Source organism: Microbispora sp. H13382 (genome assembly GCF_014161445.1).
Lineage (GTDB): Bacteria > Actinomycetota > Actinomycetes > Streptosporangiales > Streptosporangiaceae > Microbispora.
Genome location: NZ_JABBXA010000013.1, coordinates 34688 through 55147 on the forward strand (window position 1 = coordinate 34688; position 20460 = coordinate 55147).

Genomic DNA, 20460 nt, shown 5'->3' on the forward strand with positions numbered 1-20460 from the left:
GAGCGCGGCATGAACGGCGCGTATTCCGGCTGGCTGATCGGCGCGGCCCTGCTGCTGGCATTGGCCGGCGCCGTCACCGCCGTACGGGACCGGCCGATGGGGCCGGTGCTGCTGGCCGGGCTGGGACTGCTGGAGCTGGCCGTGCTCGCGCAGGCGGGTTTCGCGCTCGCCGGGCTCGGCCACGTCGCCGAGAAGGCGACCTTCATCGGCTACCTGGCGGGCACTGTGGTGATCCCGCCCGCCGCCATGTGGTGGGGCCGTGCGGAGCGTACGCGCTGGGGCCCGGTGGTCATCGCCGTGGCCGCCTTCACCGTGGCCGTCATGACCGGGCGGCTGCTGCAGATCTGGAACGCGGGCGCATGAGCGCTCCTTCCGGCACCGGGCCTGGGCGCGTGCTCGTGGCCGTGTACGGGATCTTCGCGCTGGCCGCGACGTCCCGCGCCGCCGTGCAGATCGCCACGCGCTTCGCCGAGGCGCCGCTGGCGTACGCGCTGTCGGCGTTCGCCGGAGTGGTCTACATCGTGCTCACGGTGGCGCTGGCCCGGAACGCCCGGCGCCTGGCGGTGGCCGCCTGCCTGGTCGAGCTGGCCGGGGTGCTGGTCGTCGGCACGCTGAGCCTGGCCGACCCCGCCGCGTTCCCGCACGCGACCGTGTGGTCCGGGTACGGCAGCGGGTACCTCTTCGTGCCGCTCGTGCTGCCCGTCGTCGGCCTTCTCTGGCTGCTGCGCGGCGTCCGCCGCTCGTAACGGCTTTCTCGGGAAGCAGCGGGAAGCAGGGAACAAATGAGAGCGATGAGGGCTTTGGTATGGTGCTAATCGTAGGATGACTGGATGAGGGGAAGTGTTGCGGCGATGAGTGCCGTCGAGACGCGGAGGGGCGTCCTGCGAGCACCATGGAGAGCGCCATGGGGAGCACGGCGCGGATCGATGGCGTGGCTGATCGCCGGGGGTATCGCCCTCGCCGCGTTGAACCTGCGCACCGCGGTGACCAGCGTGGGGACCGTTCTCGACGAGGTGAGCACGGGCCTCGGCATGTCGGGGGCGATGACGGGGCTCCTCACCACGCTGCCGGTGATGAGCTTCGCCCTGTTCGGCGCCCTGACGCCGGCCATGTCCCGCAGGATGGGGCAGCACAGGCTGCTGCTGGCCGCGATCGTCCTGCTCGCGGCCGGGCAGGCCGTGCGCTCCCTCGTCGACTCGGCCGTGCCGTTCATGGCGGCCAGCACGGTCGCGCTGGCGGGCGGCGCGGTCGGCAACGTCGTCATCCCCGCACTGATCAAGAGGCACTTCCCGCGGCGGGCGGGTGCGATGACCACCGTCTACTCGACGGCCCTTGCGGCCGGGACGATGGTCGCCGCCGCCGCGACCGTTCCCGTGCAGCAGGCCGCGGGAGGCAACTGGCACGTGGCACTCGGGGTGTGGGCGGTCCTGGCCGCCGTGGCCGTGATTCCGTGGCTCGCGCTCAGGCGCGGTGAGCCGGAGCGGCGCGACACCTCCGTGAGGGCCGGAGCCGACGGCCTCCTGCGCAGCAGGCTCGCCTGGGCCGTGGCCGGTTATTTCGGCTCGCAGTCGCTCATCGCGTACGTGATGTTCGGCTGGCTGCCGCTGCTGCTGCGGGACAACGGCTACACCGCCGGGCAGGCCGGTCTGGTCCTCGCCGTGTTCACCGGGCTCGGCATCCCCGTCTCCATGGCGGTGCCCGCGCTGGCGACCCGGCTGTCCGGCCAGCGCCCGCTGGTGGTCGCCTTCGCCGTCCTGTACGCGGTGGGCTTCGCGGGCCTGCTCACCGGGCAGGCGCTGTGGGCGTGGTCGATCCTCGTGGCCGTCGGCGGGGGCACGTTCCCGCTCGCGCTGGCGATGCTGGCCATGCGGACCCGCACCGCGGCGGGCACCGCCGCGCTGTCGGCCTTCGGGCAGAGCGCCGGATACCTCATCGCGGGTGCGGGGCCGATCACGTTCGGCCTGCTGCACCAGATGAGCGGTGGGTGGGTGCTGCCGTTCGGCCTGCTGTTCGCCGCGCTCACCGTGCAGGTGGTCACCGGCTGGTACGCCGCGGCCGACCGCGTGCTGGAAGACGAGACTCCGGCCGCGCCCGGCGTGCGGCGCGACGACCACGTCTCGCGGGGCGTGCGCGACCTCGTGGTGGGGCGGATGCGACGGTCGGCCGACAAGGCGCGGCGTGCGCGGTCGGGCGACGGCGTCACGGCGGCCCGGCCGCGCCTGACCCGTCCGGCCGGACGGCGCGGTGCGGGCCGAGGAGATGATCGTCGCAGGTCGGCCTCCCGCTGAGGCCGCGCACCCGGGTTTACCTCTCCCTCTCGGGGCAGGCGTAGGTGCTAGAAACCCACGAGAGAAGGAGAAGGCATGAGCTCGATCGAGCAGTCCGTCGACGTGAATGTCCCGATCCGCACCGCGTACAACCAGTGGACGCAGTTCGAGAGCTTCCCGGAGTTCATGGAGGGCGTGGAGTCGGTCAAGCAGATCGGCGACACGCGCACCGACTGGGTCGTCGAGATCGCGGGTGTCCGCCGGGAGTTCGAGGCGGAGATCACCGAGCAGCACCCCGACGAGCGGGTGGCCTGGCGCTCGGTGGACACGCCGCGCCAGGCCGGCGTGGTCACCTTCCACCGGATCGACGACAACACCACCCGCGTCACCCTGCAGATGGAGTACGACCCCGAGGGCTTCCTGGAGAAGGCCGCGGACGCCCTGCAGATCGTCCGCATGCGGGTCAAGGGCGACCTGGAGCGTTTCAAGACCTTCATCGAGTCGCGCGGCGGCGAGACCGGTGCCTGGCGCGGCGAGGTTCCCGGCCCGCATCAGCAGGGCGGCATGGGCACCGGCGGGTCCGGCACGGGGTATGACATCGGCGAGCCGATGCCGCCCCGGACCGTGAACCCCGAGTATCCGCGCGAGACGCCCCTGCCGCCGCCCGGCACCGGCCCGATCCCGCCCGCTCCCGGCACGGGGCCCGTCCCCGGCACCGGCCCGCTGCCGCCGCGCGACACGCCCGGTCCGGTGATCTGATCCAGACATCGCCAAAGCCCATCTCCCGCAATCCGGGAGATGGGCTTGTTATTTACAGGAGATCGGAAATTTATTTCGCCATGATATGATCGGAAAATACTCTTATAGCCTCACGGGTGTACCCATTGATTTGCTCGAAAAGGGATGCCGCCCGTGTGCTACGAATCCAATGCCGTGCCGCCCGTCTACGGCTCTCCGCGGACGACCGTGACGTCCGGGCGTGTCGTCCTCACGTCGGCCGACGGGGCGAGGTTCGCGGCCTTCCTGTCCCGCCCCGGCCGCCGGTCCGGTCCGGCGGTGCTCGTCCTGCCGGACAACCGGGGGCTGTCGGGATTCTACGAGCGCCTCACCGAGCGGCTCGCAGAGCAGGGCCACACCGCTCTGGCGATCGACTATTTCGGGCGTACGGCTGGTACCGGCCCCCGACCCGACGACTTCCCCTTCATGGAGCACCTGGGCAGGGCGTACAAGGACGGGCTTTTCGCCGACATCGCCGCGGGCGCCGCACACCTGCGCGCCGAGGGATGCGAGGAGGTCGTCTCGCTCGGTTTCTGCTTCGGCGGCAGGCTCGCGTTCATGGCGGCCCGGCCCGGCTTCGGGCTCGCCGGCACGATCGGCCTGTACGGCTATCCGGACGTGCTGTTCGGCAACCCCGGCCCCACGCAGATGGCCGGAGAACTGCGCGGGCCGATCCTGGGGCTGTTCGGTGGCGCCGACGAGGGCATATCTGCCGAAGTGGTGAGCGCGTTCGGCGAGGCGCTCGACGGTGCCGGGGTGGCACACGAGTTCGTCACCTATGCGGGAGCGCCCCACAGCTTCTTCGAGCTGGGCCGCCCCGAGCTGGCCGAGGCCTGCGCCGACGCCTGGGCGCGCATCCTGGGCTTCCTCGCCGCCGCGGAGCGTCCGGGAAAGCGGACAGCCCGAGGCGACCTGACCTCGCCTCGGGCTGCCACGATGCAAGACTAAGCCTTCCTGCTCCGGCCGCGCGCACCGGCACCCCCGAAAGTGCCTAAACGGTGATGCGGTGAGCCGCTTGGGCGCGCTACCGTGCCCGCATGACATTGATCGTCTCTCCGCCGCCCGCCCGCTAGCGGGCGGCGTCCTCCGGTGAGCCGGGCCCGGGCGGCCCGGCCGGTGGCTCCTGCCCGCGTACGGGAATCGGGCCCACCTCACTGGAGAGACGTCAATGAACCACGCTCCAGCCCTGTCCGTACGGCAGGGCCTCGTCTACGTGTCCACCGCCGCGGTCGCCTGGGGAACCGGGGGACCGGCGGGGGCGATGCTGCACGGCGCGGGACAGCTGAGTCCCGTCGCCGTGTCATTCTGGCGCTTCGCCTGCGGCGCGGTGCTCTTGCTCGCCATCGCCCGCAGCCGCCCCTCCTGGCGAGCGGTGCTGCTCGTCGGCCCCGCGATGGCGGTCTGCCAGGCCGCCTACTTCGCGGCGATCGCCCAGGCCGGGGTCGCGGTCGCCACGATGATCACGATGGGCGCCACCCCGCTCCTGGTGGCGGCCGGTGGCCGCGTCTTCCTGGGCGAGCCGCTGGGCCGCACCGCCCTGGGGTGCGCCGCGCTCGCCGTCTGCGGCCTCGCCATGCTCGTGGGAGGGGCGGACGCGGTCACCCCGGCCGGCGCCGGCTACTCACTGCTGTCGGCGGCGGCCTACTCGCTCGTCACCCTCACGACCCGCCGGATGCCCGCCGACGGCGTGGCCGTGTGGGGGTTCGCCGGGGGCGCGGCCTGTCTGCTCCCGCTCGCCGCCGCCGGAGGGCTGTTGCCCGCCGGGCACGCCGTGACCAACGTGCTGCTGCTCGGCTACCTGGCGGCCGTGCCGACGGCGCTCGCGTACGGGCTGTTCTTCGCGGGGCTGCGGGTCGTCGGCGGAACCACGGCGTCGGTCCTGTCCCTGATCGAACCGCTCGTCGCCGCCGTCATCGGCGTCGTGCTGCTCGGGGAGCGCGTGTCCGCCGTACAGGCGGGCGGCGCGGTCGTGCTCCTGTGCGCCCTCGCCTGGCTCGCCCGTGGTGAGCTCCGCGGTGAACCGGCGGGGGCGTCACGGCAGGGTGATGCTACCTGTTAGCGATACCATCTCGTGAGTGGTCCGCATACGCGGTCACCAGGCGGAACGTGCTTCACAAGGCTCGGGACGCAACACAGTGATCATGTCAGTATTGACAGGGTCGCTGTTATCGCAAACACTCAGGAAACCTGACGAACGAGCGGGGACGCGGCGGATGACGAAAGTCCGGCCTGGAGAGAACCCGGCCGAACGCCCCAGGGCGGCGGTCATGGAGGACGTCGCGGAGCTGGCGGGAGTGTCGGCGATGACGGTGTCGAGAGTGCTGAACGCCCCGGAGAAGGTACGCCCGGAGACCCGCGCGCGTGTCCTCGCGGCGGTCCGCGAGCTGGACTACCGGCCCAATTCGGCGGCGCGGGTCCTGGTGACCGGCCGCTCGGGCGTGCTGGGGGTCGTCTGTTTCGACACCACGTTGTACGGCCCGGCCTCCACGTTGTTCGGCATCGAGCAGGCGGCCAGGGACAGCGACTACCTCGTCAGCATCGCCAGCCTGCCCGCGCTCAACCGCAGGTGGATCACCAGGGGGATCGACCGCCTGCGGTCCCAGTCGGTGGACGGCGTCATCGTCGTCGCGCCGCACGAGTCGGCCGCTGAGGGGCTGCGGAACCTTCCCCCGGGGCTCCCGGTGGTCGACGTCGGCGGCGGATCGGACCTGCCGGTGCCGGTGGCGGCGGTGGACCAGTCCGCCGGCGCCGCCCGCGCCACCCGCCACCTGCTCAGTCTGGGCCACCGCACGGTGTGGCACCTGTCGGGTCCGCCCAACTGGATCGACGCGAACGGCCGGGTGGCGGGCTGGCGGTCGGCGCTGGAGGCGGAGGGCAGGGAGGTCCCCGAACCGCTGGTCGGCGACTGGACCGCCCACTCCGGCTACGAGATCGGCAAGCGGCTCGCCCGCGAGCCCGACGTGACCGCGATCTTCGTGGCCAACGACCACATGGCGATGGGCGTGCTGCGGGCCCTGCGGGAAGCGGGCCGGCGGGTCCCCGAGGACGTGAGCGTCGTCGGGTTCGACGACGTCCCCGAGGCGGCCTACTTCTGGCCGCCCCTCACGACCGTACGGCAGAACTTCGGCGAGGTCGGACGGCAGGCGTTCCAACTCCTGCTGGACCGCATCGCGGGCGCGGAAGGCGAGGCGAGACGCATGGTGGAGCCCGAACTCGTGGTGAGGGAGAGCACCGGCGTGAGCCCTTGAGAGAGCTTCCGCCCGGCTCGCTCGCGAGCCGGGCGGAAAACCGCGTCCCGCCGGTCTAGGCCCCCGGCGGGACGCGTGTAACACGCCTTCCCCTGCGGATCGTCCCATACGCGGGCTGTCGGTTGCGCCGCCCGCTGCGGTGATCGGACACAGCGAGGAACGGCGGCAGGCGTGTCCACGCCTGCCGCCGCTCACGGGTGGAGGCCGCCCCAGGCGGCGGGTCTTACGGCTTCACCTCCAGAGTGAGGGTGGTGGTCGACGGCCGGAAGCGGGCGTCGCCGGAGTAGGAGACGGTGAGCTCGTGAGTGCCGGCCGGCAGGTCGAGGCCGAGCTCGGTCTTGCCCTGGCCGCCGGGGTTGAGCGTGCCCTCACCGAGGATCGTGGCGCCCTCGGACACGGTCACCTCGCCGGTCGCGCCCGCCGGGTCCACGCTGTAGTGAACCTGGACCTTCTTGCCCTGCTTCACCTGCTTGGGCGAGGCGTGAGCGGTGACGGTGGTGTCGGCCCGGGTGTCCTTGCCGAGGCGGATGAACGTCACCGAGTGGGCGGGGAAGTCGTAGGTGAACGACTCGGAGAAGCCGCTCACCTCCCGCTCGAGGGGGGCGACTCTCGTGGGCTCGGTGAGCGAGTTCACCGCTGCGGGGTCACCGGTGAGCGAGGTGACGACGGCCTTCGGTGCGATCTTGGCGTTGCCGAGGTCGACCGTGCTGCGCACGGCGGTGTCCTGGACGTTGACGGCCTTGATCACGACGTCGCCGGTGTCGCTGTCCTTCGAGACCACCTGGTAGAGCGGCTCGACGGAGGCGTTGTCGATGAAATCGTTGATCTTCTGGCCGTCCAGCCAGGTGGTGATGCGCCGCCCGGCGACCTGAATCTTGATCTTGTAGTCGCGGCCGGTCTGGACGGTCGTGCCGGAGGTCGCGATCGACGACTTGGCGCCGTTGGTGGCCTTCTCGATGGCCGACTGGGTGTTGTTCCAGCCGCCGATGTTCCACCAGTAGTAGTTGCCGGTGTCCTTCGCGCCGAACATCACCAGGAAGCCCTCGGCGCCGCCGGTCTTGCGGGCGGTGAGCTCCAGCGTGTAGTTGGACCAGTCCGTCGAGCCGGCCGTGGACCGGGCGTCGGTCACGTTGGCCGACTGGACGTACGCGCCGTCCTGCACGCCCCATGTCCCCTGACCAGGGGTCCACTTGCCCGCGCCGTTCGAGAAGTCGTCGCCGAACAGGACCGTGCCGTCGGCTCCCGTCACCTTGACGTCGTCGTAGCGGACCTGGGTGCTCCAGGAGCCGAGGCCGATGGCGCCCTTGATGTCGTCCACCGGCAGGGGGCTCGCCTTGTACGTGCTCGGCAGCACGGTGTCGCCCACGTTGCGGGAGAACATGCGCTGCACGTAGTAGCTGGGCGAGCCGTACACCTGGTCGTTGTCGAACCAGATGAGGTCCGGTGTCCAGTTGACGTAGTCGACGTTGGACAGCAGCGGCGCGTACGACGCGAGCTCGACGACGTCGGAGTTGCGCTCGATGCCGGTCAGGTACGACGCCTCGGTCAGCGCGTTCCAGTACGTGTTGCCCTTCGAGGCGTACTCCCCGACGAACACGTGCGGGCCGTTGCGGTCGTAGGTGTCGTAGCGGTGGTTGTTGGCCAGGAACCAGCTCGGGTCGTTGTAGTAGTGCTCGTCGACCAGGTCGGCCTTCTGGTCACGCGCGAACTGCCACATGCGGTCGAACCAGGTGCCCTGGGAGGTCTGTCCCGAGTTCGAGAGGATCTTGATGTCCGGGTACCTGGCCCGGACCGCGTCCGCGAACTTGGGGTAGTTCGTGAAGAACTCGTTGTAGATCTCCTCGTTGCCGAGGCCGATGTATTTCAGGTCGAACGGCTTGGGGTGCCCCATGGCGGCCCGCTTGGAGCCCCAGGTGGAGTCGGCCGGGCCGTTGGCGAACTCGATGAGGTCGAGCGTGTCCTGGACCCAGCGCTGCAGCTTGGCCTCGTCGGTCAGCGGCCGGTTCTCGTTGCAGCCGTTGACGCCCACCGACAGGACCGGCAGCGCCTCGGCGCCCAGGTCCTCGGCGAACTGGAAGTACTCGTAGTAGCCGATGCCGTACGTCTGGTTGTAGCCCCAGAAGTTGAAGTTGGTCGGCCGCTCCTCGACCGGACCGAGCGTCTCCTTCCACTGGTAGATGCGGCGCCGGTCCTGGTTGAGCGAGTACGGGTCGTAGGTGCCGACGTTGGTCACGCAGCCGCCGGGGAAGCGCAGGAAGCGCGGCTTGAGCGCCGCGATCGTCTCGGCGAGGTCCTTGCGCATGCCGTTCGGGCGGCCCTTGAAGGTGTCCTTCGGGAACAGCGAGATCATGTCGAGGTCGACCCGGCCGGAACCGCCGGCCAGCACGACCAGGCGTGCCGCGTCGCTGGTCTCGCTCGCGGTGATCGTCGCGGTGTACTTCTTCCACTCGGCCGACTGCGCGTCGATCGTGGCGGTGCCGTACACCTTCGAGCCGTCGGCGTTCTCGATCGCCGCGGTGATCGGGCCGCCGCTGGTACGCCGGGCGAACAGCGACAGGTCGTACTCCTTGCCGGCCTGCACGGCGATGCCGCTGTTGAAGCCGGCGTTGCGCACGCCGACCCCGGTGCCTGAAGTGGCGATGTCGAGCCGCAGGAAGTTGCGGTTGTCGCTGTTCAACGGCTGGTCGCCGGAGACCGCGGCCGTGCCGGCCGCGCCTCCGCGCTCGACCTTGGTCCACGCGGTCAGGCCGTTGTAGCTCCGGTTGTCGACCGAGTTGAACTCGAAGGACCGGTTCTGTACGAGCTCGGCGTACAGGCCGCCGTCGGCCGCGTGGTTGATGTCTTCGTAGAAGATGCCGTACAGGTTGGGGCTGACCTTGGTGCCGGCCGCGGCGGTGTCCACCTTGAGCGCACCGACGTCCTTGGCATAACCCTCGACCTGGAACTTCGTTCCCTTCGCGGTGGCGACGAGCGTGCCGTCGCTGACCGCGACCTGCTTGTCCCCGGCGGACAGGTACACCTTGCCGCCACCCGCGTCACGCAGCTGGAACGCTCCAGCCGTGGCGCCGAGGCGCAGCGTGGAGTCGTCGGCGACGCGCAGGTATCCCTCGCCGTTCAGGTCCTTGAGTGCCACCGTTCCGGCGCCCTTGTCCTCGGCGGTGAGCGCGAGGCTCGTCATGCCCTGGGCGTCGGAGACGGTCACCTGCCCGTCCTCGGCGGCCGACAGGTACGGCGTGGCGCCGGCCGCGCGCAGCGTGAACGGCCCGGACGGCACGACCGTCCTGCCCTCGGCCGTCTTGACGGCGAAGTAGTCGAAGTCGGCCGCGATCGGCGTGCCGTTCTGCGCGGACAGCGCGAACAGGCCGACCTGTTTGACGTCGAGCGCGGCGGCCACCTTGGACGCCTGCACCCAGGTGGAGCCGTCCCAGTAGGCGCTGGTGAACTCGTCGCCCGACCTGGTCAGCTTCAAAATCTCGCCGGTGGAGCCGGGGCGGCTCGCGAACGCCGCGGTGAAGGCGGCCTTGACCTCGGTGTCGGTCTCGATCACATTGCCGCCGGAGAATCCGACGTGGGCGAGGCCGGCGCGGACGTAGTTGTCCCAGTCCTGCCAGGCGAAGATGCCGGCGCTCTGGTAGTCGAGCGCCACCGGGGCGCTGAACTTCGCGACGACCTCGAAGTCCCCGGCGGGGACGTCCATGAGAAAGATGTTCTTGGCCGAGTTGTCGGTCTGGTAGGTGTCGCCTTTCAGGGAGTGGAGGCGCAGGCTGCCGGGCCGCTCACTCAGCGACCACTGTGTGTTGTCGGGGTTGAGGACCTGCCAGTCGGGACCGAGCGCGGCGGCGTCGAACTGGTCGACGGTCGCGCCCGCGGGGATCGGGTCGGCGGTTTCGGCCTGAGCGGGCGTCGTGGAGAGCACGCCGCCCACCGCGCCGCTGAGAACGGCCGCCGATAAGGCCAGTGACCAGGCCTTTCTGCTCATATGGGGGGCTCCTCCGAGTTCTGTTAGCGCTAACATCGGCGGATGGCCGCAGGGTGAGCGCTAACAAGCTGGATTCGGCCACCAGTTAAGAGCCCTATGGCATGTCCGTCAATAGGACGTTAACGCGATGTTTCGGTGTGACCGGACCGTAATCGGCCGCCTCCTTGACGAGAGGTCGTGTTAACGCTCACAGTCTTCCCAAGCAGTTGAGAGGAGCGCCAGTGGGACCCAATGTCGACCGCCGTCCGCCAGTCATGGCCGATGTGGCCAGGCTGGCCGGGGTGTCGCACCAGACGGTCTCGCGGGTGCTCAACGACCATCCGAACGTCCGCGCCGAGACCCGCACCCGGGTCATGCGGGCCATCGACCAGCTCGGTTACCGCCGCAACCTCGTCGCCCGGGCACTGGTCACCAAGCACTCGCGCACGCTGGGCGTGGTCAGCTTCGACACGACGCTGTACGGCCCCGCGAGCACGGTATACGGAATCGAGCAGGCCGCGAGAGACGCGGGCTACTTCGTCAGCATCGTGAGCCTGCGAACCATCGACAGGGCCGGCGTGAACGACGCGATCGGCTACCTCGCCGAGCAGGGAGTGGACGGCATCGTCGTCGTCGCTCCGCAGCGTTCGGCGGCCCGGGCGCTCGACGACCTGCCGGCGGGCATGCCCGCCGTGGCCGTCGAGGGCTGGCATCAGGGCGACGTCTCCGTGGTCAGCGTCGACCAGGTGGAGGGCGCCAGACTGGCGACCTCGCACCTGCTCGAGCTCGGGCACGAAACCGTCTGGCATGTCAGCGGCCCGGCGGACTGGCTGGAAGCCGAGGGGCGGATCGAGGGCTGGCGCGCGGTACTGACCGCCGCGGGGCGGCCCATCCCCGGCACGCTGACCGGTGACTGGAGCCCGCGATCGGGTTATCAGGCCGGCAAGCAGCTCGCCGCCATGGCCGGCGACGTCACCGCGGTGTTCGTCGCCAACGACCAGATGGCGCTCGGCCTCCTGCGCGCGTTCACGGAGGAGGGGGTGAAAGTCCCCGAACAGATAAGCATCGTGGGCTTCGACGACATCCCTGAGTCGGAGTTCTTCTCCCCGCCGCTCACCACCATCAGACAGGACTTCGGGGCCGTCGGCAGGCGCAGCATCGACGTGCTGCTCAGGCAGATCGAGTCGGGCGAGCCGCTCCCCCATGAGCGTCTCGTCGTGCCTCCCCAGTTCGTGTTCAGGGGAAGCACGGCCGCGCGCTAGCCGTACGGAGACAACGAATAATCAGCGCTGCGCCACTGAGGTGTTAGCGCTATCAGAAATGAAAGGATCCCAGAGTGTTGAAGAGGATCTCGGCACTGATCCTGGCCGGCGCCACGGCCCTGACGATGGCCGGTTGCAGCAGCGGCGACGACGGCTCGACGTCGGCGGGCGGCTCGTCCGGAGGCGACGACAAGCTCGTCATGGGCTTCGCCCAGGTCGGCGCGGAGAGTGGCTGGCGTACCGCCAACACCAAGGACATCCAGGAGTCGGCCAAGACCGCCGGCGTCGAGCTGAAGTTCTCCGACGCTCAGCAGAAGCAGGAGAACCAGATCAAGGCCATCCGCTCCTACATCCAGCAGAAGGTCGACGTGATCGCCTTCTCGCCGGTGGTGGAGTCGGGCTGGGACACCGTCCTCAAGGAGGCGCAGAACGCGAAGATCCCGGTCATCCTCACCGACCGGGCCGTGGACTCCAAGGACACCAGCCTGTACAAGACCTTCCTCGGCTCGGACTTCGTCGAGGAGGGGAAGAAGGCCGGCCAGTGGCTGGTGGACCAGTACAAGGACAGCAAGGACGACGTGAACATCGTCCAGCTGGAGGGCACCACCGGCTCCGCGCCCGCCAACGACCGCAAGTCCGGTTTCCAGGAGATCATCTCCGCCGATCCGAAGTTCAAGGTCATCGCTTCGCAGAGCGGCGACTTCACCCGCGCCAAGGGCAAGGAGGTCATGGAGGCCTTCCTCAAGTCCAACCCCGACATCGACGTGCTCTACGCGCACAACGACGACATGGGCCTCGGCGCCATCGAGGCGATCGAGGGTGCGGGCAAGGTGCCTGGCAAGGACATCAAGATCATCACGGTCGACGCGGTCCACGACGGCATGCAGGCCCTCGCCGACGGCAAGATCAACTACATCGTCGAGTGCTCCCCGCTGCTCGGCACCCAGCTCATGGACCTCGCCAAGAAGGTCGTCAAGGGTGAGCAGGTGCCCCAGCGGGTGGTGACCGAGGAGACCACCTTCACCCAGGAGCAGGCCAAGGAGGCCCTGCCCAACCGCAAGTACTGATCGGGTTCCGGGCCGTCCCCACGCGGGGGCGGCCCTTCCCACGAGGACGAGTCACGAGAACGAACGATCCGGAGGGGCGCGCCGTCGATCTGGACTGAGGGGTGCGCGGGTGCGAAGCGACCAAGCGCGACGAGGAGGCGTTTCATCGCGCGCCTCCGGCACGACCCAGGCGGATGTGAGCGCCCCGATGGTGAGCGGGAAATACAGAGGAGAGAGGGGCGCCGCATGGCCGCACCCGCGCCGATCCTGCGGATGAGCGGGATCGGCAAGCAGTTCCCCGGCGTGAAGGCACTGGACGGCGTCGACTTCCGGCTGCTGCCGGGCGAGGTCCACGCCCTGATGGGGGAGAACGGCGCCGGTAAGTCGACCCTGATCAAGGTGCTGACCGGCGTGTACGACATCGACGCCGGCGAGATCGAGTTGGAGGGCAGGCGCGTCGTCTTCCACAGCCCGCTCGCCGCCCAGCAGGCGGGCATCAGCACCGTCTACCAGGAGGTCAACCTCTGCACCAACCTGTCGGTGGCGGAGAACATCTTCATCGGCCGCGAGCCGCGCCGTTTCGGCCGGATCCAGTGGCAGAAGATGCGCCGCCGGGCGGCGGAGATCCTCGCCCGCCTCGAACTCGACCTCGACGTGTCGGCCCCTCTGTCGTCGTACTCGCTGGCGATCCAGCAGATGGTGGCGATCGCACGCGCGGTGGACATCGACGCGAAGGTGCTCATCCTCGACGAGCCGACCTCCAGCCTGGACGCCGGGGAGGTCGCCCAGCTCTTCCGGGTGATGCGCCGCCTCAAGGAGGAGGGCATCGCGATCCTGTTCGTCTCGCACTTCCTCGACCAGGTCTACGAGATCTCCGACCGGATGACGATCCTGCGCAACGGCAAGCTCGTAGGGGAGTACCTCACGAGCGAGCTGAGCCAGGTCGAGCTGGTCGGCAAGATGATCGGCCGTGAGCTGGCCGACCTGGAGAAGCTGGAGGGCCGCCCGCCGGCCCGCGAGGCCGCGCCGTTGGTGGAGGCCGTCGAGCTGGGCCGCTCCGGGGCGATCGAGCCGTTCACGCTCACCATCCACGAGGGCGAGGTCGTCGGCCTGGCCGGGCTGCTCGGCTCGGGCCGTACGGAGGTCGCCCGGCTGCTGTTCGGGGCCGACCACGCGGGCACGGGCACGTTGCAGATCGGCGGTGAGCAGGTCAGCTTGCGCACGCCCCGAGCTGCGGTCTCCCGGAAGCTGGCCTTCTGCTCGGAGAACCGGCGGGCCGAGGGGCTCGTCCCCGACCTCACCGTCCGCGAGAACCTCATCCTCGCCCTGCAGGCCGCGCGCGGCTGGACCCGGCCGATCCCGCGGCGCAAGCAGGACGAGTTGGTCGACAAGTACATCGCCGCGCTGAACATCCGCCCGGCCAACCCCGACCAGCTCATCAGGAATCTCAGCGGCGGCAACCAGCAGAAGGTGCTGCTGGCCCGCTGGCTCATCCTGGAGCCCCGCCTGCTCATCCTCGACGAGCCGACCCGCGGCATCGACGTCGGCGCCAAGGCCGAGATCCAGCGCCTGGTCGCCGAGCTCTCCGACGGCGGGATGGCCGTGCTGTTCATCTCCGCCGAACTGGAGGAGGTGCTGCGGCTCAGCCACAAGGTCGGCGTGCTGCGCGACCGCAAGCTGGTCGCCCAGATCGACAACGACGAACGCCTGACCACCGACAGCCTGACGGAGACGATCGCGAGCGGAGCTCGGTCATGAGAGGGTTCCTCAAACATCGCCTGTTCTGGCCCCTGGTGATCCTGGTCGCGCTGCTGGCGCTGAACCTGTTCTTCACCGACAACTTCTTCAAGGTCCAGATGAAGGAGGGGCACCTCTACGGCAGCCTGATCGACATCGTCCGGTTCGGCGCTCCTCTGATCCTGGTGTCGCTCGGCATGACGCTCGTCATCGCCACCAGCGGCATCGACCTGTCGGTCGGTTCCGTCGTGGCGATCGCCGGCGCCCTGGCCTGCCTGCGCATCAGCGACCTGTCGGACCAGAAGTCGGTGTCCGGCGTGCTCGGGGCCGTGGGCCTCGCGCTCGTGCTGTCGGTGGTCCTCGGCGCGTGGAACGGCTTCCTCGTCGCGGGCATCGGGATCCAGCCGATCATCGCGACGCTGATCCTGATGGTCGCCGGGCGCGGTCTGGCGCAGCTCATCACCGACGGCCAGATCACTACGGTGAACAGCTCGCCGTACAAGCTGATCGGCGGTGGTTACTGGCTGACGCTGCCGTTCGGCATCATCATCGTGGCGGTGGTCCTCGCCCTCACCGCGTTCCTCACCCGGCGGCTGGCGCTGGGCCTGCTGATCGAGTCCGTCGGCGGCAACGCCGAGGCGAGCCGGCTGGCCGGCATCAGCGCCCGCGGCGTGCTGATCACGGTCTACGCCTTCTGCGGGCTGTGCGCCGGCATCGCGGGCCTGATGATCAGCTCGAACGTCTCCAGCGCCGACGGCAACAACGCCGGCCTGTGGATCGAGCTGGACGCCATCCTCGCCGTCGTCATCGGAGGCACCTCGCTGGCCGGCGGCCGGTTCTCCCTGAGCGGCACCGTGCTGGGCGCCCTCATCATCCAGACGCTGACCACCACGATCTACTCGATCGGCGTTCCGCCGGAGACCACGTTGCTGTTCAAGGCGCTCGTGGTGACCGTGGTCTGCCTGATCCAGTCCCCGGCCTTCCGCGCGAAGGTCTTCCAACGCCGCATGCGCCCGGTCGAGGCGCGCCCGGCGACCGAAGAGAAGGTGAGGGTCTCGGCGTGACGAGCATCACCGGCCTGCCGGGCCTGCATCGCACGGTCCCGCAGAAGTACATCCCGGTCCTGGTGACCGCGGGCCTGTTCGTGGCGATGTTCGTGGCGGGAGGCATCCGCTACGAGAACTTCGCCACCGGGCAGATCATCCTCAACGTCTTCATCGACAACGCCTTCCTGCTGGTGGTCGCGGTCGGGATGACGTTCGTCATTCTCACCGGCGGCATCGACCTGTCGGTCGGGTCCGTCGTCGCGCTCTCCACCATGATCGCGGCGAGTCTGCTGAAGGACGGCTGGCCGGCGTTGGGGGTCATCGTCCTGGTGCTGGTGATCGGCGCGGTGCTGGGCCTGGGCATGGGCGCGATCATTCACTACTTCGAGATCCAGCCGTTCATCGTCACGCTGGCCGGGATGTTCCTCGCGCGCGGCCTGTGCTACACGATCAGCACCGACTCGATCCCGATCGAGAACGAGACGTTCACCGCGATCGCCCAGACGCGGATCGGCCTCGGCGGCGACCTGTCGGTCTCCCCGAGCGCGCTGATCGCCGTCGTGGTCGTGCTGATCGCGGCGTTCGTGCTGCACTACACCCGGCTCGGCCGCAACGTCTACGCGACCGGCGGCAGCGAGCAGTCGGCGCTCCTGATGGGCCTTTCGGTGGCCCGCACGAAGATCTCCGTCTACACGATCAGCGGCTTCTGCTCCGCCCTCGGCGGCCTGCTGTTCGCCTTCTACTCCCTGTCGGGCTACGGGCTCGGCGCCGTCGGCATGGAACTGGACGCGATCGCGGCGGTCGTCATCGGCGGCACGCTCCTCACCGGCGGCAGCGGCTATCTGCTCGGCACCGTGCTCGGCGTGCTCGTGCTCGGCCTGATCCAGACGATCATCAGTTTCGAGGGCACGCTGAGCTCGTGGTGGACCAAGATCTTCATCGGGGTGCTGCTGTTCGCCTTCATCCTGCTGCAACGGCTGTTCTTGGGTGGCTCACGCCGTTGAGCACCGCGACACACCGACGATGCATCTATAGATTTGGCAAAGATGCAGGTCACATCAGTGCACTTTGGGCCGATTTGGTAGGTTCTGTGAACCCACTCCCTCCAATGGCAGCAGCCGCACCCAGCTCTGCCGCGCCCTCACTAACAAGGAGAAGCACATGAGATTGGCACGTATCGGGGGCGTGGTGTCCGCCATCGCGGTCGCCCTGACCATGACGGCCTGCGGCTCCAGCCAGAAGACGGTGGACGCCGAGGCCTCGGCGTCCACGGCCGCCGGCAACGCCGGCGCCCTGATCGGCGTCACCATGCCGACGAAGTCGTCCGAGCGCTGGATTCACGACGGCGACAACGTCAAGCAGCAGCTCGAGAAGCTGGGCTACCAGGTCGACCTCCAGTACGCGGAGAACGACATCCCGACCCAGGCGAACCAGATCGAGAACCAGATCACCAAGGGCGCCAAGCTCCTGATCATCGCCTCGATCGACGGCACCGCGATCACCTCGCAGCTGCAGCAGGCCGCGGACAACAAGATCCCGGTGATCGCCTACGACCGGCTCATCCGCAACAGCCCGAACGTCGACTACTACGCCACCTTCGACAACTTCAAGGTCGGCGTGCAGCAGGCGACGTCGCTGCTGAAGGGCCTCGGCGTCGAGGACGGCAAGAAGGGGCCGTTCAACGTCGAGCTGTTCGGCGGCTCGCCGGACGACAACAACGCGACCTTCTTCTGGAACGGCGCCATGTCGGTGCTGCAGCCGAAGATCGACGACGGCACGCTGGTGATCAAGAGCGGCCAGACGGACTTCAAGCAGGCCGCCATCCTCCGGTGGGACCCCGCCACCGCGCAGAAGCGCATGGAGGACATCGTCACCAAGACCTACACCGGCGACACCAAGATCGACGGCGTGCTCTCCCCGTACGACGGGCTGTCCATCGGCATCCTGTCGGCGCTGAAGAGCTCCGGCTACGGCAAGCCGTACCCGATCGTCACCGGCCAGGACGCCGAGCTTCAGTCGGTCAAGTCGATCATCGCCGACGAGCAGTACTCCACCATCTTCAAGGACACCCGCAACCTCGCTGAGCAGACCGTGAAGATGGCCGACGCGGTGCTGAAGGGCGAGAAGCCCGAGGTGAACAACGAGAAGGACTACAACAACGGCGTCAAGGTCGTTCCGTCGTACCTGCTGGACCCGGTGATCGTCGACAAGGGCAACTACAAGGACGTCCTCGTCGGCAGCAACTACTACACCGAGGACCAGCTCAAGTAGGGGATCCGGGCCCGGGGAGGCGTCTCCCCGGGCCCTCCCTGAGCGAGGGGCATATGACCGAGCACATCTTGCGGATGAGCGGGATCACCAAGACGTTCCCGGGAGTGAAGGCGCTGCAGGACGTCAACCTGTCCGTGCGGCGGGGCGAGATCCACGCGATCTGCGGCGAGAACGGCGCGGGCAAGTCGACGCTGATGAAGGTGCTGTCCGGGGTCTACCCGCACGGCGAGTACGAAGGTGAGATCACCTTCGAGGGCAGGCGCTGCGAGTTCGGCGGCATCCGCGACAGCGAGCACGCGGGCATCGTCATCATCCACCAGGAGCTGGCGCTCAGCCCGCAGCTGTCGATCGCCGAGAACATCTTCCTGGGCAACGAGCGCGCCAAACGCGGCGTGATCGACTGGAACCGCACCAACTACGAGGCCGGCGAGCTGACGAAGCGGGTCGGCCTGCGCGAGAATCCGACGACGCTCATCTCCGACATCGGCGTGGGCAAGCAGCAGCTCGTGGAGATCGCCAAGGCGCTGTCGAAGGAGGTCAAGCTCCTCATCCTCGACGAGCCGACCGCGGCGCTGAACGACGACGATTCGGCGCACCTGCTCGACCTGCTGCGCGGGCTCAGGGACGAGGGCATCACCTGCGTGATCATCTCGCACAAGCTCAACGAGGTGATCGCCATCGCCGACGCCGTCACGATCATCCGTGACGGCCGCACGATCGAGACGCTCGACATGGCCGGCGACGACGTGACCGAGGACCGCATCATCTCCGGCATGGTCGGCCGCGCTCTCGACAACCGCTTCCCGGAACGGGAGCCGGCGATCGGCGAGGAGGCGTTCCGGATCGAGGACTGGACGGTCTACAGCCCCAGCCAGCCCGGCAGGAAGGTGGTCGACGGGGCCTCTCTCAGGCTGCGCCGCGGGGAGATCGTGGGGCTCGCGGGGCTGATGGGCGCCGGACGCACCGAACTGGCGATGAGCGTGTTCGGGCGGACGTACGGGACGCACATCTCCGGCCGGATCTTCAAGGACGGCAAGCCGATCGAGATCCGCACCGTCCAGGACGCGATCAAGCACGGCATCGCCTACGCCACCGAGGACCGCAAGAGGTACGGCCTCAACCTCATCGAGGACATCAAGCGGAACGTCAGCGCCGCCGGGCTCAGGGGCCTGTCCCGGCGCGGGTGGGTCAACGAGAACGAGGAATTCCGCGTCGCCGAGCAGTTCCGCAAAAGCATGAACATCAAGGCGCCCGGCGTGAACAGCGTCGTCGGCAAGCTGAGCGGCGGCAACCAGCAGAAGGTCGTGCTCTCCAAGTGGATCCTGACCGAGCCGGACGTGCTCATCCTCGACGAGCCCACGAGGGGCATCGACGTCGGTGCGAAGTACGAGATCTACACGATCATCAACCGCCTGGCCGACCAGGGCAAGGCCGTACTGATGATCTCTTCTGAGCTGCCTGAGCTGCTTGGCTTGTGCGACCGCATCTACACCCTCTCCGAGGGGCGCGTCACCGGGGAAGTGCCGCGCGGGGAAGCCACGCAGGAACGCCTCATGTATCTCATGACCAAGGGACAGGAGTAGCTCGAATGAGCAGCATCACGCCCGCCGACGTACAGGTCGGCGCCATGGGCGACGGGGGATCGCCACGGCAGCCGGGACGGGTGTCGCTCGGCGGACTGTCGATCAACCTGCGCTCGAGCGGTATCTACATCGCCTTCGCGCTGATCATTGTGCTGTTTTCGGTGCTGACCGACGGCGCGTTGCTCCAGCCGCAGAACATCTCCAACATCATCGTCCAGAACTCCTACGTCCTGATCCTCGCGATCGGGATGATCCTGGTCATCATCGCCGGGCACATCGACCTGTCGGTCGGCTCGGTGGTCGCGGTCACCGGAGCGCTGGCCGCCGTGCTCATGGTGAACATGGGCATGCCCTGGCCGCTGGCCCTGCTGGTCACGATCATCGCCGGTGGGGTGATCGGGGCCTGGCAGGGATACTGGATCGCGTACTTCGGCATCCCCGCGTTCATCGTGACTCTGGCCGGCATGCTGCTGTTCCGGGCGCTGACCCTGACCGTGCTGGGCAACCAGGGCATCGGCCCGTTCCCCGACCAGGTCCGCACGCTGGCGAACGGCTTCACCGACGGCTACCTCGGCAACGTCGGCCTCGGTCCGCTCGGCGGCGCGGACCTGTTCAGCCTGTTGATCGGCCTGATCGCGATCGCCGGCATGGTCGTGGCGCAGTGGCGTACGCGCAATGCCCGGAAGGGCTACGGCCAGTCGGTCGAGCCCGTTGCGCTGTTCGCGCTGAAGATGGCCGCCGGAGCCGCGCTGATCCTCTTCGTCGTGGTGCAGCTCGCCCGTTTCAAGAACCTGCCATGGGTGCTGGTGCTGCTGGCCGTGCTCGTGCTGGGATATTCGCTGATGGCCAATCGCACGGTGTTCGGCCGGCAGATCTACGCGATCGGCGGCAACCTGCAGGCGGCCGTGATGTCCGGTGTGAAGGTCAAGTCCGTCGTCTTCTGGATCTTCGTCAACATGGGCGTGCTCTCGGCCATCGCCGGCGTCATCTTCGCCGGCCGGCTCAATCAGGCGGGTCCCACGGCGGGCAACAGCTTCGAGCTGGACGCGATCGCGGCGGCCTTCATCGGCGGCGCTGCCGTGCAGGGCGGCGTGGGCAAGGTCGTGGGCGCCATCACCGGTGGTCTGATCATGGCGGTCATCAACAACGGCATGTCCCTGATCGGCTCGCCCAGTGAGCGGGTCATGCTCGTCAAGGGCGCCGTCCTGCTCGCCGCCGTGGCGTTCGACGTGTGGACCAAGCGCAGGGCAGGTGCCTCACGCTGA

At 68.7% G+C, this 20460-nt stretch carries 16 protein-coding genes; 15 read left to right on the forward strand and 1 reads right to left on the reverse strand.

The window, feature by feature from the left end; translation table 11 throughout:
- The first annotated feature begins 9 nt into the window (after positions 1–9).
- The 7 genes from HHX41_RS24430 (at position 10) to HHX41_RS24460 (ending at position 6292) form a co-directional block, all read left to right on the forward strand.
- Entirely contained in the window at positions 10–363 is a 354-nt protein-coding gene (locus tag HHX41_RS24430) for a hypothetical protein (RefSeq protein WP_182907861.1), read from the forward strand.
- Positions 360–746: a hypothetical protein gene (locus HHX41_RS24435; RefSeq protein WP_169984755.1), complete on the forward strand. Its 387-nt coding sequence runs from the start codon at positions 360–362 to the stop codon at positions 744–746. Before HHX41_RS24430 ends, HHX41_RS24435 begins: the two co-directional genes overlap by 4 nt.
- 180 nt (positions 747–926) lie before the next feature.
- Positions 927–2288, forward strand: a complete 1362-nt coding sequence (locus HHX41_RS24440) for an MFS transporter (RefSeq protein ID WP_259401266.1) — start codon at positions 927–929, stop codon at positions 2286–2288.
- Between the two features lie 75 nt (positions 2289–2363).
- Positions 2364–3026, forward strand: coding sequence for an SRPBCC family protein (locus tag HHX41_RS24445; protein WP_169984751.1), 663 nt, complete (start codon positions 2364–2366; stop codon positions 3024–3026).
- Positions 3027–3179: 153 nt separating this feature from the next.
- Positions 3180–3992, forward strand: coding sequence for a dienelactone hydrolase family protein (locus HHX41_RS24450; protein WP_182907862.1), 813 nt, complete (start codon positions 3180–3182; stop codon positions 3990–3992).
- A 220-nt stretch (positions 3993–4212) separates the two neighbouring features.
- Complete coding sequence (locus HHX41_RS24455; RefSeq protein ID WP_182907863.1) at positions 4213–5103, forward strand: DMT family transporter; 891 nt, start codon at positions 4213–4215, stop codon at positions 5101–5103.
- A gap of 154 nt (positions 5104–5257) precedes the next feature.
- The gene (locus HHX41_RS24460; protein ID WP_259401267.1) at positions 5258–6292 is read left to right on the forward strand and encodes a LacI family DNA-binding transcriptional regulator; all 1035 of its coding nucleotides are present in this window, start codon (positions 5258–5260) and stop codon (positions 6290–6292) included.
- Between the two features lie 223 nt (positions 6293–6515).
- Here the strand turns inward: HHX41_RS24460 and HHX41_RS24465 are convergent, their stop codons facing one another.
- Positions 6516–10271, reverse strand: coding sequence for an alpha-L-arabinofuranosidase C-terminal domain-containing protein (locus HHX41_RS24465; RefSeq protein ID WP_182907864.1), 3756 nt, complete (start codon positions 10269–10271; stop codon positions 6516–6518).
- Positions 10272–10525: 254 nt separating this feature from the next.
- Between HHX41_RS24465 and HHX41_RS24470 the strand changes: the two genes are divergently transcribed.
- From HHX41_RS24470 to mmsB, 8 genes are all read left to right on the forward strand, one after another.
- Entirely contained in the window at positions 10526–11512 is a 987-nt protein-coding gene (locus HHX41_RS24470; protein ID WP_169984841.1) for a LacI family DNA-binding transcriptional regulator, read from the forward strand.
- 74 nt (positions 11513–11586) lie between these two features.
- Positions 11587–12579: an ABC transporter substrate-binding protein gene (locus tag HHX41_RS24475; RefSeq protein WP_310742155.1), complete on the forward strand. Its 993-nt coding sequence runs from the start codon at positions 11587–11589 to the stop codon at positions 12577–12579.
- Between the two features lie 225 nt (positions 12580–12804).
- The gene (locus HHX41_RS24480) at positions 12805–14316 is read left to right on the forward strand and encodes a sugar ABC transporter ATP-binding protein (protein WP_182907865.1); all 1512 of its coding nucleotides are present in this window, start codon (positions 12805–12807) and stop codon (positions 14314–14316) included.
- Positions 14313–15359: an ABC transporter permease gene (locus tag HHX41_RS24485; protein WP_182907866.1), complete on the forward strand. Its 1047-nt coding sequence runs from the start codon at positions 14313–14315 to the stop codon at positions 15357–15359. Before HHX41_RS24480 ends, HHX41_RS24485 begins: the two co-directional genes overlap by 4 nt.
- 5 nt (positions 15360–15364) lie before the next feature.
- On the forward strand, positions 15365–16345 hold the full coding sequence (gene yjfF / locus HHX41_RS24490) for a galactofuranose ABC transporter, permease protein YjfF (protein WP_396705401.1): 981 nt from the start codon (positions 15365–15367) through the stop codon (positions 16343–16345).
- Between the two features lie 157 nt (positions 16346–16502).
- Positions 16503–17612, forward strand: a complete 1110-nt coding sequence (gene chvE, locus HHX41_RS24495) for a multiple monosaccharide ABC transporter substrate-binding protein (protein ID WP_169984738.1) — start codon at positions 16503–16505, stop codon at positions 17610–17612.
- 53 nt (positions 17613–17665) lie between these two features.
- Positions 17666–19195: a multiple monosaccharide ABC transporter ATP-binding protein gene (gene mmsA / locus HHX41_RS24500; protein WP_182907867.1), complete on the forward strand. Its 1530-nt coding sequence runs from the start codon at positions 17666–17668 to the stop codon at positions 19193–19195.
- Positions 19196–19200: 5 nt separating this feature from the next.
- On the forward strand, positions 19201–20460 hold the full coding sequence (mmsB, locus tag HHX41_RS24505; protein ID WP_220504387.1) for a multiple monosaccharide ABC transporter permease: 1260 nt from the start codon (positions 19201–19203) through the stop codon (positions 20458–20460).